The 15,603-nt window shown below is 66.2% G+C and carries 17 protein-coding genes and 1 tRNA gene; 6 read left to right on the top strand and 12 right to left on the bottom strand.

Annotated features, from left to right (window positions below; all coding sequences use genetic code 11):
- Window positions 1-97 precede the first annotated feature (97 nt).
- Entirely contained in the window at window positions 98-256 is a 159-nt protein-coding gene (locus tag KNJ79_RS11265; RefSeq protein WP_317151128.1) for a hypothetical protein, read from the top strand.
- Here the strand turns inward: KNJ79_RS11265 and thiE are convergent.
- Window positions 253-891: a thiamine phosphate synthase gene (gene thiE, locus KNJ79_RS11270; protein ID WP_089214649.1), complete on the bottom strand. Its 639-nt coding sequence runs from the start codon at window positions 889-891 to the stop codon at window positions 253-255. The two genes, KNJ79_RS11265 and thiE, sit on opposite strands and share 4 nt — an antisense overlap.
- Before the next feature lie 35 nt (window positions 892-926).
- Between thiE and KNJ79_RS11275 the strand changes: the two genes are divergently transcribed.
- Window positions 927-1,328, top strand: coding sequence for a hypothetical protein (locus tag KNJ79_RS11275; RefSeq protein WP_317151129.1), 402 nt, complete (start codon window positions 927-929; stop codon window positions 1,326-1,328).
- A gap of 104 nt (window positions 1,329-1,432) precedes the next feature.
- Here the strand turns inward: KNJ79_RS11275 and KNJ79_RS11280 are convergent, their stop codons facing one another.
- The 5 genes from KNJ79_RS11280 to tkt all read right to left on the bottom strand — a co-directional run bounded on the left by KNJ79_RS11280 (window position 1,433) and on the right by tkt (window position 7,392).
- Window positions 1,433-2,089, bottom strand: a complete 657-nt coding sequence (locus KNJ79_RS11280) for an O-methyltransferase (protein WP_317151130.1) — start codon at window positions 2,087-2,089, stop codon at window positions 1,433-1,435.
- Entirely contained in the window at window positions 2,089-2,979 is an 891-nt protein-coding gene (locus KNJ79_RS11285; RefSeq protein ID WP_317151131.1) for a fructose bisphosphate aldolase, read from the bottom strand. Before KNJ79_RS11285 ends, KNJ79_RS11280 begins: the two co-directional genes overlap by 1 nt.
- 77 nt (window positions 2,980-3,056) lie before the next feature.
- A complete protein-coding gene (locus tag KNJ79_RS11290; RefSeq protein WP_317151132.1) occupies window positions 3,057-4,253 on the bottom strand; it encodes a phosphoglycerate kinase in 1,197 nt (398 codons plus the stop codon).
- 129 nt (window positions 4,254-4,382) lie between these two features.
- Window positions 4,383-5,390 carry a type I glyceraldehyde-3-phosphate dehydrogenase gene (gap, locus tag KNJ79_RS11295; protein ID WP_317151133.1) on the bottom strand — a complete coding sequence of 336 codons (1,008 nt, stop codon included), beginning with the start codon at window positions 5,388-5,390 and terminating at the stop codon, window positions 4,383-4,385.
- A gap of 34 nt (window positions 5,391-5,424) precedes the next feature.
- Complete coding sequence (tkt, locus tag KNJ79_RS11300; protein ID WP_317151134.1) at window positions 5,425-7,392, bottom strand: transketolase; 1,968 nt, start codon at window positions 7,390-7,392, stop codon at window positions 5,425-5,427.
- 151 nt (window positions 7,393-7,543) lie between these two features.
- Between tkt and KNJ79_RS11305 the strand changes: the two genes are divergently transcribed.
- From KNJ79_RS11305 to KNJ79_RS11320, 4 genes are all read left to right on the top strand, one after another.
- Window positions 7,544-7,750 carry a two-component system sensor histidine kinase BasS gene (locus tag KNJ79_RS11305; RefSeq protein WP_089214655.1) on the top strand — a complete coding sequence of 69 codons (207 nt, stop codon included), beginning with the start codon at window positions 7,544-7,546 and terminating at the stop codon, window positions 7,748-7,750.
- Window positions 7,743-8,231 carry a cell division protein ZapA gene (locus KNJ79_RS11310; RefSeq protein WP_317151135.1) on the top strand — a complete coding sequence of 163 codons (489 nt, stop codon included), beginning with the start codon at window positions 7,743-7,745 and terminating at the stop codon, window positions 8,229-8,231. The genes KNJ79_RS11305 and KNJ79_RS11310 overlap by 8 nt, the downstream gene beginning before the upstream one ends.
- Before the next feature lie 217 nt (window positions 8,232-8,448).
- Window positions 8,449-9,030, top strand: a complete 582-nt coding sequence (locus tag KNJ79_RS11315) for a 5-formyltetrahydrofolate cyclo-ligase (RefSeq protein ID WP_317151136.1) — start codon at window positions 8,449-8,451, stop codon at window positions 9,028-9,030.
- Window positions 9,027-9,257 carry a DUF2842 domain-containing protein gene (locus tag KNJ79_RS11320; RefSeq protein ID WP_317151137.1) on the top strand — a complete coding sequence of 77 codons (231 nt, stop codon included), beginning with the start codon at window positions 9,027-9,029 and terminating at the stop codon, window positions 9,255-9,257. Before KNJ79_RS11315 ends, KNJ79_RS11320 begins: the two co-directional genes overlap by 4 nt.
- An 81-nt stretch (window positions 9,258-9,338) precedes the next feature.
- Here KNJ79_RS11320 and KNJ79_RS11325 read toward each other — a convergent pair.
- From KNJ79_RS11325 to thyA, 6 genes are all read right to left on the bottom strand, one after another.
- Window positions 9,339-9,415: transfer RNA gene (locus KNJ79_RS11325), tRNA-Asp, on the bottom strand.
- 43 nt (window positions 9,416-9,458) lie between these two features.
- Complete coding sequence (locus KNJ79_RS11330) at window positions 9,459-10,655, bottom strand: AI-2E family transporter (RefSeq protein ID WP_245836521.1); 1,197 nt, start codon at window positions 10,653-10,655, stop codon at window positions 9,459-9,461.
- Between the two features lie 78 nt (window positions 10,656-10,733).
- Complete coding sequence (locus KNJ79_RS11335; protein ID WP_317151138.1) at window positions 10,734-12,035, bottom strand: dihydrolipoamide acetyltransferase family protein; 1,302 nt, start codon at window positions 12,033-12,035, stop codon at window positions 10,734-10,736.
- Window positions 12,036-12,040: 5 nt separating this feature from the next.
- Window positions 12,041-13,045, bottom strand: coding sequence for an alpha-ketoacid dehydrogenase subunit beta (locus KNJ79_RS11340; protein ID WP_089214801.1), 1,005 nt, complete (start codon window positions 13,043-13,045; stop codon window positions 12,041-12,043).
- Window positions 13,046-13,077: 32 nt separating this feature from the next.
- Window positions 13,078-14,373 (bottom strand): thiamine pyrophosphate-dependent enzyme, encoded by a 1,296-nt coding sequence (locus KNJ79_RS11345; protein ID WP_317151139.1) that lies wholly within the window; start codon window positions 14,371-14,373, stop codon window positions 13,078-13,080.
- A gap of 258 nt (window positions 14,374-14,631) precedes the next feature.
- Complete coding sequence (thyA, locus tag KNJ79_RS11350; protein ID WP_394357176.1) at window positions 14,632-15,525, bottom strand: thymidylate synthase; 894 nt, start codon at window positions 15,523-15,525, stop codon at window positions 14,632-14,634.
- Window positions 15,526-15,603 lie beyond the last annotated feature (78 nt).

A 15,603-nucleotide genomic window follows, 5' to 3' on the forward strand; every position in this document is an offset into this window, starting at 1 on the left:
CCCCACCGCGCCGGTGCAAGCGAAAAGGCGACGAACCGAAGCCGATTTGGCGCGCCCATCCAATAGGATCGAGCGCCATGCTGTCATAGGAACGGCCATGGCCGATGCTCAATATCCCGATGTGCCCTGCGCCCCCGCCTCGCCCCGCCACGCGCGGCGCGATCGCCATGCGCCCTGCGCCGGTCTCTTCGGCTGGCGCCGTGAGCGGCCGCTGCCGCAGGACGCCGCCAAGACCGGCCCGCCGCCGCGCCCCTAATCGGCCGCGGACGCTTCGAGCAGCGCCGCAAAGACCTGCACCGCAGCCGCGGGACCTTCTGCGTAATTCCATACGCCGCCCGACACCGCGAGGAAGTCGGCACCCGCGTCGATCAGCGGCTTCGCATTCTCCGGCGTGATCCCCCCGATCGCGACGCACGGCAGCTCGAACAACCCCTGCCACCAGCTCAGAATCTCGGGATCGGCGCGATGCTCGACGGTTTTCGTCGTGGTCGGAAAGAAGGCCCCGAACGCGACATAATCGGCCCCCGCCTCGCCCGCTTCCATCGCGAGGTGGCGGCTGGCGTGGCACGTCACGCCGATCTGCGCCCCCGGCCCGAGCAGCCGGCGTGCCTCCTTCGGGTCGCCGTCGCCCTGCCCCAGATGGACGCCGTCGGCGCCGATCCGCTTCGCAAGCGCCATATCGTCGTTGACGATGAAGGCGACATCGTGCGCGGCGCAGATCGCCTGCAGCGGCTCGGCAAGCCGCGCCGCCTCGTGCTGGCTCAGCCCCTTGACGCGAAACTGGAACGCCGCGACCGGCCCGGCGGACAGCGCCGCCTCGAGCCGGTCGGGAAAATCGCCGCCGACGTCGAGCGGCGAGATCAGGTAAAGCTGGCAGGTATGGGTGGTCATGGCGGGTTCATAGCGGCGGCGTCAGACTCCGGCAAATGCAGATCGCGCCGCGCCTCGCCCTTCCCGCATTCACCGCCGTCCTGACGCTTTCGGCCTGCGCCACGGCCAGTTCGCAAACCCCTTTGCCCGACGGCCGCGACATCGCGCTCGGCCAGCGCGCGATGGTCGACGGCCCGGTCGTCCAGCCCGTCGAGATACTCGAAGACAGTCGCTGCCCGGCGAACGCGCGCTGCGTCTGGGCGGGCCGCGTCCGCGTCAAGATGCTGTGGCTGCGCCCGACCGGCGAAAAACAGCCGTTCGAGGTCACCCTCGGCGAAGCGACCCCTCTCGCCGACGGCGCCATCCGGCTCGAATCGGTGCGGCCCGAAAAGGAGACCGCCGCCCCGATCGCACCCGAAGACTACCGCTTCTCGCTACGCTTCGACGGCGGATTATAGCGTTACTCGCCTCGTCACCCTGGACCTGATCCGGGGTCCATCGGAGCCGCCGTGCGAAGAATGGATCCCGGGTCAGGTCCCGAATGACGAAGAAGTGCAGCCGCTTACCGCACCCGCGCCAGCACAAACCCGTCCCAGCCTTTCGCGCCGACGGTCTGCACCGCAGTCGCGTCGAGCCGCGGGTCGCCTTCGAGCCGATCGAACAAGGCGCGCGTCCCGCGAATGCTGTTGTCCGCGCTTTCGGCATCGAGCACCCCGCCCGCGCGCACGACATTGTCGACGACGATCACCGTCCCGCTCCGCCCCAGCCGCACCGCCTCGGCGACATAATGCGGATTGCCCTGCTTGTCGGCGTCGATGAACACGAAGTCGAACGGCGTTTCGCTCGCCATAGCGGCCAGGCTGTCCTTCGCCGGCCCCACGCGAATATCGACCCGATCCGCCAGCCCCGCGCGCGTCAGATTTTCCTCCGCCACCCGCGCATGTTTGCGATCGATCTCGAGCGTCACGAGCCGCCCGTCGGCGGGCAAGGCGCGCGCGAGCCAGATCGTCGAATAGCCGCCGAGTGTCCCGACTTCCAATATGCGCCGCGCCCCCGCCATCTGCGCGAGCAGGAACAGCATCTTGCCCTGCGCCGGCGACACGTCGATCGGCGGCAGGCCTTGCGCTTCGTTGTTGGAAAGGGTGGCGGCAAGCGCGTCGTCGGTGCCGAGCAATTTCCCGGCGATATAGTCGTCGACGGCTTGCCACCTCTCTCCCATCAGGCGACCGAAGCCGCGTGAATCTCGTCGATCGCGCCGCCGAGCGAGCGATCGAACGCGTCGTCGTCCATCGACGCGCGCAAATCTTCGAGCAGCGCGCGGCTGAAGCTCGCGATCATCCCGCGATTCTTGGCCAGTTCCGCGCAAGCCTCAGGCCGCGCAAAGCCGCCCGACAGTGCGACGACGCGCAGCACCTTCGGATGATCGACCAGCGGAGCGTAGAGATTGGCCTCGGCCGGGATCGACAGCTTGAGCATCACCGGCGCGCCGTCCCATGCATCAAGTTCGGCGAGCAGCGCCTCGAGGAGCAGCCGGTCGGCAGCATCGCGCTCGGGGCTCTTGATGTTGATCTCGGGCTCGATGATCGGCACCAGCCCGTGCGCCGCGATCCGCTTGGCCTCGGCGAACTGCTGCCGCGCGATCGCCTTGATTCCTGCCGGATTGGCGAGGTTGATGACGCTGCGCATCTTGGTCCCGAACACGCCCTTCGCAACCGCGCGCTCGCACAAGGCATCGAGCTCGGGCATCGGCTTCATCAGCTGCACGCCGTCGGCCTCGGCCTCCAGCCCCTTGTCGACCTTCAGAAAGGGCACCACGCCGCGTTCCCACAGCAGCGCCGGCACCGGCTTGCCGCCCGCCTCGCCGTCCATCGTCCGCTCGAACAGGATCGCGCCGATCACCTTGTCGCCGTTGAAGCAAGGCGCCGTCACGATGCGGCTGCGCATCGCGTGGATCAGCGCGAACATCTCCTCGTCGTTGGAGAAAGCGTCCTCGCCGATGCCATAGCCCTTCAAAGCCTTGGGCGTCGACCCGCCGCTCTGGTCGAGCGCGGCGATGAACCCCCGCCCCGATTTGATCTTGTCGAGCATTTCGGCGTTGGCGGTGGTCATAGGGTCTCCGTGCGTTGCATACGTATGTTGCGGCGCGCATAGCGTCCCGCCGGGCGGGATGCAATGCTGTGAAAAGGTCAGCCTTTCAGCGCGTCGACGCCCGGCAACGGCTTGCCTTCCATCCACTCGAGGAAGGCGCCGCCCGCGGTCGAAACGAAGGTGAAATCGCCCGCCACCCCGGCATGGTTCAGCGCCGCGACCGTATCGCCGCCGCCCGCGACCGAGATCAGCGATCCTTCGCGGGTCAGCGCCGCCGCGGTCTTCGCGAGCGCGACCGTCGCCGCGTCGAACGGCGGCGTCTCGAACGCGCCGAGCGGGCCGTTCCACACGAGCGTGCGGCACGTCTTGAGCACGTCGGCCAGCGCCTCGACCGCGGCGGGGCCGACGTCGAGGATCATCTCGTCGGGCGCGACCTCATGGACGTTCACGGTGCGCGTCGGCGGATTGGGCGCGAACTCGCGTGCCACCACGACGTCATAGGGCAGGTGGATCGTGCATCCGGCGCTGTCGGCGGCCTCGAAAATCGCATTGGCGGTATCGACCAGATCATGCTCGCACAGCGATTTGCCGACATCGACCCCGCGCGCGGCGAGGAAGGTGTTCGCCATGCCGCCGCCGATGATCAGATGGTCGACCTTGCCGACGAGATTCTTGAGCACGTCGATCTTCGTCGACACCTTGGCGCCGCCGACCACCGCCGCGACCGGATGCGCGGGGTTGCCCAGCGCGGCGTCGAGAGCCTTGAGCTCGGCCTCCATCGCACGGCCCGCAAAAGCCGGCAGGCGATGCGCGATGCCCTCGGTCGAGCCATGCGCGCGGTGCGCCGCCGAAAAGGCGTCGTTGACGTAAAGGTCGCCGATCTCGGCGAGCGCATCGGCAAAGGCCGGGTCGTTCTTTTCCTCGCCGGGATAGAAGCGCGTATTTTCGAGCACCGCGACGTCGCCGGGCGCGAGCACCGCGACGCCCGCCTTCGCGCCGTCGCCGATGCAGTCGGGGATGAACATCACGCTATGGCCGAGCACATCCTCGAGCCCGCCCATGACGAGGCTCAGCGACTGCGTCGGGTTCTTCGCGCCCTTGGGACGGCCGAAATGCGCGAGCAGCAGCACGATCGCGCCCTTGTCGGACAGTTCGCGGATCGTCGGCACCGCGGCCTGCAGCCGCGTCGCGTCGCTTACCGCACCGTCCGCCATCGGCACGTTCAAATCGACGCGGACGAGCACATGCTTGCCGGTAACGTCGCCAATATCGTCGAGGGTTTTGAACGCGGTCATCGACGTTTCCCATTCCTGTTTCCGTTTGCCCTGAGGAACCGCTGAGCTTGTCGAAGCGGTGTCTCGAAGGGTCCTTCGAGACGGGCCTTCGCCAAGCTCAGTCCCTCCTCAGGACGAACGGTGATCAATTCAAAGTAACCCCGCGATCACGCCGGCGGTATCGACCATGCGGTTCGAGAAACCCCATTCATTGTCGTACCAGCTCACGACGCGCACCAGCTTGCCTTCGAGCACCGACGTCTCGAGGCTGTCGACGGTCGAACTCGCCGGGCAATGATTATAGTCGATCGACACCAGCGGCTCGTCGGAAAAAGCGAGGACGCCCTTCAGCGCGCCTTCCGATGCGTCCTTCAGGATCTGGTTCACCTCATCCTTCGTCGTATCGCGCTTCGGCGTGAAGGTCAGGTCGACCAGGCTGACATTCGGGGTCGGGACGCGGATCGCCGATCCGTCGAGCTTGCCCTTCAGTTCGGGCAGCACCTCGCCTACCGCGCGCGCGGCGCCCGTCGTCGTCGGGATGATCGACATCGCGGCGGCACGCGCGCGGCGCATGTCGCTGTGGATCTGATCGAGGATCTTCTGGTCGTTGGTATAGGCGTGGACCGTGGTCATCAGCCCGCGTTCGATGCCCAGCGCGTCGTTCAGCACCTTCGCGACCGGCGCCAGGCAGTTGGTGGTGCAGCTGGCGTTCGACACGATCTTGTGCTCGGCGGTCAGCTTGTCGTGGTTGACGCCATAGACGACGGTCAGGTCGACGCCCTTCGCGGGGGCCGAGATCAGCACGCGCTTGGCGCCGGCGTTGAGGTGCTTGCCCGCGCTTTCGGCGTCGGTGAAAAAGCCGGTGCATTCGAGCGCGATGTCGACGCCCAACGCGGCGTGCGGCAGGTTGGCGGGATCGCGCTCGGCGGTCACCTTGATCGCCTTGCCATTGACGAACATCTGGTCGCCTTCGGCCTTCACCTCGCCCGGGAAGGGGCCGTGGACGCTGTCGCGCTTGAACAGCAGCGCATTGGCCTTGGCGTCGGCCAGATCGTTGATCGCCACCAGTTCGAGGCCGCAGTCGGGGCGCTCGAGGATCGCGCGGGCCACCAGGCGGCCGATGCGTCCGAAACCGTTGATTGCGACTTTCACTGCCATGTCGAAACGTCCTTTCTGCGTGGGGGGCCAGTCCTCAGTTATTCAGCCGTGCCATGATCTGGGGCGTGATAGCATCGGCGGTAAGGCCGAAATGCTTGAATAGGTCTTCGATCGGGGCCGAAGCGCCGAAACTGTCGATGCCGAAGCGCAGGCCGTCGCGGCCCGTATAGCGCTCCCAGCCAAAGGTCGTGCCCGCCTCGATCGAAACGATCAGCGCATCGCGCGGCAGAATGCTCGCCTGATAGGCGGCATCCTGCTCGTCGAACAGCTCGGTCGACACCATCGAAACGACGTCGGCGCCCTGTCCCGCGGCCTCGAGCTGGTCGGCGATCTCCATCGCGAGCGACACTTCGGAACCCGTCGCGACGAGCACCACCTTGCGCGCTGCCGACGCATCGCGCAGCCGGTAACCGCCTTTCAGGCACAGATTTTCCGTGACGTCATGGCGCAGCGGCGGCAGGTTCTGGCGGGTCAGCGCGAGCAGCGTCGGCCGATCCTCCTGCGCCAGCGCGATCGCCCAGCATTCGGCGGTTTCGACCGCGTCGGCGGGGCGCATGACGAGCAGGTTCGGCATCGCGCGCAGCGCCTGCAGATGCTCGATCGGCTGGTGCGTCGGGCCGTCCTCGCCCAGCCCGATGCTGTCGTGCGTCATCACATAGACGACGCGCTGGCGCTGGAGCGCCGACAGGCGGATCGCGCCGCGGCAATAGTCGGAAAAGACCAGGAAGGTGCCGCCATAGGGGATCACTCCGCCGTGCAGCGCCATGCCGTTCATTGCCGCCGCCATGCCGAACTCGCGGATGCCGTAATAGATATAGCGGCCCGAATAATCGTCGCGGGTCAGCGGCTTGGTCGACGAAGTTTTGGTGTTGTTCGAACCCGTGAGGTCGGCGCTGCCGCCGACGAGCGCCTCGATATCGGCGGTCAGCGCGGTCAGCGCATTTTCCGACGCCTTGCGCGTCGCGACCTTGGGCGGCTCGGCGACGAGCCCGTCCAGATAGGCCTGGAACGCCGCGCCGGGGGTCACATGGCCGGCGATCCGTGCCTCGAAATCGTCCTTCTTTGCGCTGCTTGCAAGGCGATCCTGCCATTCGGCGCGAAGGCGCTTGCCCTTTTCGCCAAAGGCTTTCCACGCCGCGGCAATGTCGGCGGGGATGACGAAGGGTTCGGCAGTCCAGCCGAGCGTCTCGCGTGCCGCCGCAACCTCGTCGACGCCCAGCGCCGCGCCGTGCGTCGCCGACGTGCCCTGCTTGTTCGGCGCGCCAAAGCCGATGATCGTCCGGCACGCGATCAGCGACGGCCGCTCGTCGGCCAGCGCGGCGTCGAGCGCGCGGCGGATGTCGGCGGGGTCGTGCCCGTCGCAGCTCTCGACGTGCCAGCCGGTCGCCGCATAGCGCGCCCGCACATCCTCGCTCGTCGACAGGTCGGTCGCGCCGTCGATCGTGATCTTGTTGTCGTCCCACAGCACGATCAACCGCCCGAGCTTCAAATGTCCAGCCAAACCAATGGCTTCGTGGTTGATGCCCTCCATCAGGCAGCCGTCGCCGGCGACGACATAGGTGCGATGATCGACCAGCTCGTCGCCATAGACCGCATTCAGATGCCGCTCGGCAATCGCCATCCCGACCGCCGTTGCGAGCCCCTGCCCCAGCGGCCCCGTCGTCGTCTCGACCCCCGCGAGCTCGAAATTCTCGGGATGCCCGGCGCAGGGGCTATTCAGCTGGCGGAAATTGCGGATTTCGTCGATCGTCGGATGCGCGTAACCCGCGAGATGCAGCGTCGCATAAGCGAGCATCGAGCCATGCCCCGCCGACAGCACGAATCGGTCGCGATCGGGCCACGCCGGGTCGGCGGGATCGAACTTCAGATAATCCGAATAGAGCAATGTCGCGACATCGGCCATGCCCATCGGCATCCCGGGATGACCGCTGTTCGCGGCCTGTACGGCGTCCATCGCAAGCGCGCGGATGGCGTTGGCGAGCTGGCGTTCGGGCAATGTCATGGGTCCCCCGCAAATGACTGGGCTGGCGTGCGCGACTGCCCTTTGCGGCGCGGCGGGCAGGAGTCAACCGCCCGCGGCAAGAATCGCCCAAAAAGCTGCGCTCCTCGCAGGGCAATTGCGCCAAAGGGGTGCCGCTGCTACGCCTTTGGCCATGGAACTCGATCTCGACGAATCCAGCCTCGCCATCGGCCGCATCGAACGCGCGCTGAGCCGCATCGAGAAAGCCCTTGCCCAACGCGCGGCCCCTTCGACGCCCGCTTCGACCGGCGACTCCACCGACTCGGCGGCGCTCAAGGCCGAGGTCGCGGCGGTGATCGGTGAGCTCGACCGGCTGATCGCGGAGGCGAAAAATGGCTGATGTCCATCTGAATATCGCCGGGCGCAGCTACGACGTCCATTGCGCCGACGGGCAGGAGGAACAGCTTCGCCAGCTTGCCGCGATGGTCGATGAAAAGGCGCGCGGCATGACCGGCAGCACCGAAGTGCGCCAGTTGCTGTTCGCGGCGCTGATGCTCGCCGACGAAGCGAGCGAGGCGCGCGGCAAGGTCGAAAAGGCCGAACCCGAGTCGGATTCGCTGCGCGCCGCCGTCGCCTTGGCCGAAAGCCGCGCCGCGGCGGCGCAGGATGAATTGAAGGCGGCGCAGCTTCGCGAAAAAAGGGCGCTGCACGACGCGAAAGTCGCTGCCCAGCGCGAAGAATCAGCGCTCGCCGAACTCGAAAAGCTGCGACAGGGCGCCCCGGTCGCGCCGCCCGCGCCCGCCGGCCGTCACGACCGCGCGCTGATGCAGATCGCCGACCGGATCGAGGCGCTGGCCTCGACCGTCGAGCAAATGGCTTGAGGCGCGGCGCCGCAATCCCTAAATAGAGCGCGGCGGGCACTGCCCGGCACGAGCCGCTGCGAATATCCCTGAGGCGATACATCATCCAAGGGAGCTGTCCCTGCCCGGACCCTGGTCCGACGTACACGGCCCCCACCTGACGTTACCGGCGTCAGAGGATCTTCCGGCAAACGACCATGGCGGTCCCGCCAACCCGCCAATTGCCAGGGGCCAGGCGATGAACGACCCGTCCGCCGGCCTGGCCGTGCAAAAGCAGCAGCTTCGCGAGCGCCTCCGCTTTCGGCGCAAGCATTTTGCGGCGAATCTCGACGCAATGGCACGACTCGCCGCCTTCCGCATCGTGCCGCAGCCGCTCGCCGAGCGCCTGACCGGCCGCGATCCGGTCGCGGCCTATGTCGCGTGGGGCGACGAACCCGATATCGTCCCGATGATCGCGGCCTATCCGCTCGCCCTTCCCCACCACGGCGACCGATCGGACGCCATGAGCTTTTGCCGCTGGACGCCGGGCGAAGCGCTCGCGAAAGGGCCATGGGGCACCGAACAGCCGTGCGAGCCATCCGGTCCCGTCGAGCCCGCGCTCATCTTCTGCCCGCTCGTCGGTTTCGACCGCCAAGGGAACCGGCTGGGTCAGGGGGGCGGACACTATGACCGCTATTTCGCGGATCATCCCGCGATTCCACGCATCGGCGTCGGCTGGTCGGTGCAGGAGGTCGATGCGCTTCCTGCCGAACCGGCCGACATGCCGCTCGACGCCGTGCTCACCGAGCAGGAATTCATAATTTGCGGAGAAACTTTGTGAGCGACAAGCCCGCCAATCCCGACCCCAGCTGGCGTAAGCCCGCGGGCATCTTTCTGATCCTTCTGCTGATCGCGGTGTGGGCGACAATCATCGTCAGCCTGTCGCCGTGGGTCGGCACCTGGCCGATTCTGGTGCAGGGGGTCTTCTATCTCGCCGCGGGGATCGTCTGGATTCTGCCGCTCAAGCCGCTCTTGCGATGGATGGAACTGGGACGCTGGCGCGGCTGACGGGCCGCGCCGATCCTGATATTTCACTGCGATGAAATGCTCCCAAGCCGCGGCCGCCATTCCGTCCTAAAAGGCAGGAAATGGCGCGAGTGACGGGGCTCGAACCCGCGACCTCCGGCGTGACAGGCCGGCACTCTAACCAACTGAGCTACACCCGCGTGTGCTTGGGAGCCGCGCCAATATTGCCCCCGCTCCGGCGTGTCAACCGTCGCTTTCGCTCTGCGCGCGATTTAATCGACTTCGCATTTCCTCGGCGGCGGTCAGCGTGCCGCGTTCGAACAGGAAACCCGCCAGATCGGGGGTTCCGGTCGAATGGAGGATCGTCTGCAAAATCAGCAGCAAAGGCACCGCGAGCAGCGCGCCGGGGGTTCCCCAAACCCAGCCCCAGAAACTGAGCGACACCAGAATCAGCAGCGGATTGATCGTCAATCGCCGCCCGAGCACCAGCGGGGTAATCAGATTCGCCTCGAACAGATGCACGCCGATGAAGATCAGCGCGGGAATCAGCGCAAATCCCACCGCGTCGAATGTCATCAGTCCGCCCAGACCCAGCAAGATCGCCGCGACGATCGGCCCCAGATAGGGCACGAAATTGCAGATCGCCACGATGCCGCCCCACATGAAGGGCGACGGCATACCGAGCGCCCAGAGCAATAGCGCGACGGTCAGGCCCAGGATCGCGTTGATCATCGTGATCGTCGCCAGATAGTCGGCGGTCGCGTCGACGACATTCTGGATCACCCGTGCGGTCTGCATCGCGCCGTCGAAGCTGCCACGCCGGCGGATCGTTCCCTTGCGCAGCCGCGTCCAGCCGGCGAGGAAGAAAAAGACGACAAGGATGGCGAAGAAAAGCTGGATCGCCGCTGCCGGCGCCGCAGAGATGAAATAATCGAACACCGACGTCGGCGCGGTGTCGGCCATCGCCTGCGCGGTCGCTTCGGTCCCGCTCGCCACCGAGGTCAGCGTGCGGTCGACGAAGCGCTGGAGCGTCGCATAAAAGTCAATGAGCGGCGCAAGGTTGCTCTGGATCCGCGGGATCGATTCGGGCAGCCGCGCGAACCAGCCCGTCGCGGGCACGACGATGATCGCCAGCGCCGCGTTGATCAGCGCCAGAAAGGCCGCGAGCGACAGGAAAGAGGCAAGGCCCGACGGCACGCCGCGCCGTTCGAGCCATTCGAGCATCGGCACGAGTGCGATGGCGATGACGATCGCCGCGGTCAGCGGCAGAAAGAATTCGGCCCCCGCCTGCAACGCGAAGGGCAGCCCCAGGCAAAAGGCCGCGCCGAGGATCAGCGCGAGCGCCGCGAGCAGGCGGTCGCGCCGGAAATCGTCGATCTCGATCTGCTCGAGGGGGTCGGTGCGCGCCGCCGGCAACTCCCTCCGTCCCCTGTCCTCGATCACCCTGCCTGCCTCCCGGTCATGCTTCCTCTTACGCGAGCTTCGACGCGCGCGCCAGCGGGCAGCGAGGGCGGGCGCTCAATCGGCGAACAGCAGGACCGGCGTTTCGACGAGCTTCTTCAATGCCTGGACAAAGCTCGCCGCGTCCCAGCCATCGACGACGCGGTGGTCGCAGCTGATCGACAGGTTCATCAGCTTCGCGCGGCGGATATCGTCGCCCCCCAAGGCATTTTTGGCGAAGACGGGGCGCTCGACGATCTTGTTCGGGCCGATGATCGCGACCTCGGGGCGATTGATCACCGGCGTCGTCGCGATGCCACCAAGCGGGCCAAGCGAGGTTATGGTCAGCGTGCCGCCGCTCAGTTCCGCGGGCTTCGCCTTGCCCGTGCGCGCCGCTTCGGCGAGGCGGGTGATTTCGGCCGCGAGCTGCCAGACATTCTTGTCCTGCGCGTCGCGGATGACGGGGACCATCAGCCCCGCGTCGGTCTGCGTCGCCATGCCCAAATGCACCGCGCCGTGGCGTGTCACCACGCCGCTCTCGTCGTCGTAGCGCGCGTTGATCATCGGGAAGTCGGGGATCGTGCGGCAGATTGCGACGATCAGGAACGGCAGCATCGTCAGCTTGGGGCGCTGACCGCGGTTGGCGTTCAGATCGGCGCGCATCGCCTCGAGCGCGGTCACGTCCATTTCCTCGACATAGGTGAAGTGCGGGATCGCGCGCTTCGACGCCGCCATATTCTCGGCGATCTTGCGGCGCATCCCGATCACCTTGACCGGTTCGTCGGCGCGCGCGCGCGGCGTGCCGGGCGCAAGATAACCCTGCCCCGCACTATAACGCAGATAGGCGTCGAGATCGGCGTGGCGGATGCGATCTCCTTCGGCCTGGACCTGGGCCAGGTCGACACCCAGATCCTTCGCGCGCGCGCGAACGGCGGGCGAGGCGAGAACCGGACGGTCGGCCTCCGCCTTGGCGGATGCAGGCGCCGGCTCGGGTGCCGATGCCGGCGCGGGCGCGGGAGCCGGAGTGGGAGCAGCCACCTCCGCCTTCACCGGCGTCGCCTCTTCGGCGCCCGGCGTCTCGGCTTCGATTTCCTCCTCGGCGGCTTCCTCGGCCGGTGTCTCTTCCTCGGCCACCTCTTCGTCGGTTTCGATCACCGCGAGCGTCGAGCCGATCGAAATCAGGTCACCGACCTCGCCGGCAATCTCGACCACCACGCCCGAAACGGGCGATTCCATCTCGACCGTCGCCTTGTCGGTCATCATGTCGGCCAGCTGCGCGTCTTCCTCGACGCGCTCGCCCACCTTGACGTGCCACGCGACAATCTCGGCCTCGGCGATACCCTCGCCGATGTCGGGCAAACGAAACGAATAGCGCGCCATGGCGGTCAGTCCTTCATGATCTTTTCGAGCGCGGTCGCGATGCGGACCGGCCCGGGAAAATAGGCCCATTCGAGGCTGTGCGGATAGGGCGTGTCGAAACCCGTGACGCGCTCGACCGGCGCCTCGAGATGATAGAAACAGCGTTCCTGCACCAGCGCGGCGAGTTCGGCGCCAAAGCCCGAGGTGCGTGTCGCTTCGTGGATGATCAGGCAGCGCCCGGTCTTCTTAACCGACGCCTCGATCGCCTCGATATCGAGCGGCAGCAGGGTCCGCAGGTCCAGGATTTCGGCGTCGATGCCGCTTTCCTCGATGATGGTCTTGGCGACATGCACCATCGTGCCATAGGCAAGGACGGTGACCGCCTCGCCCTCGCGCACCGTCGCCGCCTTGCCGAGTTCGACGCGGTAATAGCCTTCGGGCACCGCGCTCGCCTCATGCTTCGACCAGGGCTCGACCGGGCGGTCGTAATAGCCGCTGAAGGGGCCGTTATAGATGCGCTTGGGCTCGAGGAAGACGACCGGATCATTGTCCTCGATCGCCGCGATCAACAGCCCCTTGGCGTCGCGCGGGTTCGAGGGGATCACGGTCTTCACGCCGCAGATGTGCGTCATGATGCTTTCGGGCGACTGGCTGTGCGTCTGCCCGCCGAAAATGCCGCCGCCAAAGGGGGTGCGCACCGTCATCGGACAGATGAAGTCATTCGCCGAACGATAGCGCAGCCGCGCCGCTTCGCTGACGAGCTGGTCGAGCCCGGGGTAGATATAGTCGGCGAACTGGATCTCGGGCACCGGGCGCAGCCCATAGGCGCCCATGCCGACCGCGACGCCGATGATGCCGCATTCGTTGATCGGCGTGTCGAACACCCGCGTCTTGCCGTGCTTTTTCTGCAGGCCCGCAGTCGCCCGAAAGACGCCGCCGAAAAAGCCGACGTCCTCGCCCATCACGACGACCTTGTCGTCGCGCTCCAGCATGACGTCCATCGCGCTGTTGATCGCCTCGATCATGTTCATCGTCTTGGTTGCGCCAGAGTCTTTGAGCGTCATCATTCGGGCTTCCAGTCGGGGCCGAACTTCTTTTCCTGTTCGGCGAGCATCTGCGCGCATTGTTCCTTGAGGTGCCACGGCATTTCTTCGAACACGTCCTCGAACATCGTCTCGAACGGCTGGTGCATCCCATGCCCGAGAATACCGAGTTTTTCCGACTGTTTCTGGCTCGTCTTGACCAGCTCTTCGAGCTCCTTGCGGAGCGCTTCATGCCGCTCGTCATCCCATTCGCCCAGCATCTCGAGATGCTGCTTCAGCCGCGCGATCGGATCGCCGAGCGGCCAGGCGCTCGCTTCCTGCGCGGCGCGATAGGCGCTCGGGTCGTCGGAGGTGCTGTGGCCTTCGGCGCGATAGGTGAAATGCTCGATCAAGGTCGGGCCGTTGTTCGTGCGCGCCCGGTCGGCCGCCCACTGGGTCGCGGCATAGACCGCCAGCGGGTCGTTGCCATCGACGCGCAGCCCGGCGATGCCATAACCGACGGCACGCGCCGCAAAGGTCGTCCGCTCGCCGCCGGCAAAGCCCGAGAAGCTCGAAATCGCCCACTGATTGTTGACGACGTTGAAGATGACGGGAGCGTTATAGACGGTCGCAAAGGTCAGCGCTGAATGAAAATCGCCCTCCGCCGACGATCCCTCGCCGCACCACACCGTCGCGATGCGGCTGTCGCCCTTCGACGCCGACGCCATCGCCCAGCCCACCGCCTGCGGATATTGCGTCGCGAGATTGCCCGACACGCTGAAGAAACCATGCTCGGGCGCCGAATACATGATCGGGAGCTGCCGCCCGAGCAGATGATCGCCGCGGTTCGAGTAGATCTGATTCATCATCTGGATCAGCGGATAGTCGCGCGTGATCAAAATGCCCTGCTGGCGATAGCTCGGGAACACCATGTCGGCGCGGTCGATCGCCATCGTCGAGGCGACCGACGTCGCCTCCTCGCCCGTGCATTTCATGTAAAAGCTGGTCTTGCCCTGCCGCTGGGCGCGGAACATGCGGTCGTCGAACGCGCGCGTCAGCATCATGTGGCGGAGCATCTGGCGCAGGCGGTCGGGTGCGAGATTGGGGTTCCACGGCCCCTTCGCTTCGCCGTCGAAATCGAGCACGCGGACGAGCCCGTAGCAAAGCTCGCGCATCGCGTCGGGCTTCGACGCTTCACCCGGGCGCGGCGTCGCGTCGACCGGGGGAATGGTGATGTCGCCGAAGTCGGGGGTGTCGCCAGGCCGATAGCGCGGCTCGGGAATATGGAGCGACAGCGACGGCAGATTGCTCGCCGCTGGCGGGGGCGTTTCGGGCATGGCATCGTCCCTTCGAGGCGCGAATCGCCGCGCCGTTATATTTCAATTGAACGACATATTATTGCTTTGCGCATACCAATGCAATGGCTGCCGCTCAGAGCCTGATCCGAAATACCGGCGGCGGAGGGTTGGCGAGGGATTTTTTGTGCCGATGAGGCGCGATCGCAGGCGCGATGCGGGGCATCGTGGCAAGATCGCAACGAAATCGGCGCGAAAAAGACCCGCCAAACCGACCCGCCGGAGTTTCGGATCAGGCTCTCAGACCGCGACGGGCGCGGAAATATGCGCCTGCGGCGCGTAATCCTCGACCGCGAAATCGTCGAAGCGATAGGCGAAGATGCTCTCCGGGCGGCGCAAAATGCGTAGCTTCGGCGCCCCGCCCGGCACGCGCTTCATCTGCTCTTCGACCAGTTCGGCATGGTTGAGATAGAGATGCACGTCGCCGCCGGTCCAGATCAGCTCGTGCGCCGTCAGGTCGCATTGCTGCGCGATCATCCGGGTCAGCAGCGCCGCCTCGAACACATTGAACGCAAAGCCCAGCCCAAGGTCGCACGACCGCTGAAAGAGCAGGCACGACAGCCCGCCGTCGCTGCGGACATGAAACTGATAGGTCATGTGGCACGGCGGCAGCGCCATGCGATCGAGATCGGCGACGTTCCAGCCGGTGAAGATATGGCGGCGCGATCCGGGGTTGTTGCGCAGCGAATCGATCAAGGCAGCGATCTGGTTGTGCCCCGCCTCGGCGCGGCGAAAAAGCCCGTCGCCCGCCGGTTCATAGCGCGGCCAGTTCACCCATTGCCGGCCATAGACCGGCCCCAGATCGCCCCACGCGCGCGCGAATTCTTCATCGGCCAGTATCCGCGCCTCGAACGCCTCGGCGCTCACATCCTCGCCGGTTTCGCGGCGATAGCGGTCGAGCGGCCAGTCGGTCCAGATTCGCACGCCCTGCGCGATCAGCGGGCGGATATTGGTATCGCCGGTCAGGAACCACAAAAGTTCGCGCAGCGCGGTCTTCCAATAGACGCGCTTGGTCGTGAGCAAGGGAATCGCGTCGTCCGCGAGCGAGAATCGCATCGTTTCGCCGAACAGCGAGCGCGTCCCCACCCCCGTGCGGTCGACACGCTCGTCGCCTTCGATCCAGATGCGGCGCATCAGGTCGAGATATTGCAGTTCATAATGGATGGATTCGGCCAAGACTCGCTCCCGTGTTACTGGCTCTTTGCTAGGCCC

It is taken from the genome of Sphingopyxis indica (assembly GCF_032879645.1).
Taxonomy (GTDB): Bacteria; Pseudomonadota; Alphaproteobacteria; order Sphingomonadales; family Sphingomonadaceae; genus Sphingopyxis; species Sphingopyxis indica.

Bases quoted from the DNA above. Each gene is read 5' to 3' on its own strand.
- tkt (WP_317151134.1), bottom strand. From the start codon at position 7,392: ATGACATTGCCCGAACGCCAGCTCGCCAACGCCATCCGCGCGCTTGCG.
- KNJ79_RS11310 (WP_317151135.1), top strand. From the start codon at position 7,743: ATGGCTGATGTCCATCTGAATATCGCCGGGCGCAGCTACGACGTCCAT.
- KNJ79_RS11265 (WP_317151128.1), top strand. From the start codon at position 98: ATGGCCGATGCTCAATATCCCGATGTGCCCTGCGCCCCCGCCTCGCCC.
- thyA (WP_394357176.1), bottom strand. From the start codon at position 15,525: ATGCGCCGCATCTGGATCGAAGGCGACGAGCGTGTCGACCGCACGGGG.
- KNJ79_RS11285 (WP_317151131.1), bottom strand. From the start codon at position 2,979: ATGACCACCGCCAACGCCGAAATGCTCGACAAGATCAAATCGGGGCGG.
- KNJ79_RS11340 (WP_089214801.1), bottom strand. From the start codon at position 13,045: ATGAACATGATCGAGGCGATCAACAGCGCGATGGACGTCATGCTGGAG.
- KNJ79_RS11315 (WP_317151136.1), top strand. From the start codon at position 8,449: ATGAACGACCCGTCCGCCGGCCTGGCCGTGCAAAAGCAGCAGCTTCGC.
- KNJ79_RS11275 (WP_317151129.1), top strand. From the start codon at position 927: ATGCAGATCGCGCCGCGCCTCGCCCTTCCCGCATTCACCGCCGTCCTG.
- thiE (WP_089214649.1), bottom strand. From the start codon at position 891: ATGACCACCCATACCTGCCAGCTTTACCTGATCTCGCCGCTCGACGTC.
- gap (WP_317151133.1), bottom strand. From the start codon at position 5,390: ATGGCAGTGAAAGTCGCAATCAACGGTTTCGGACGCATCGGCCGCCTG.
- KNJ79_RS11305 (WP_089214655.1), top strand. From the start codon at position 7,544: ATGGAACTCGATCTCGACGAATCCAGCCTCGCCATCGGCCGCATCGAA.
- KNJ79_RS11345 (WP_317151139.1), bottom strand. From the start codon at position 14,373: ATGCCCGAAACGCCCCCGCCAGCGGCGAGCAATCTGCCGTCGCTGTCG.
- KNJ79_RS11280 (WP_317151130.1), bottom strand. From the start codon at position 2,089: ATGGGAGAGAGGTGGCAAGCCGTCGACGACTATATCGCCGGGAAATTG.
- KNJ79_RS11290 (WP_317151132.1), bottom strand. From the start codon at position 4,253: ATGACCGCGTTCAAAACCCTCGACGATATTGGCGACGTTACCGGCAAG.
- KNJ79_RS11335 (WP_317151138.1), bottom strand. From the start codon at position 12,035: ATGGCGCGCTATTCGTTTCGTTTGCCCGACATCGGCGAGGGTATCGCC.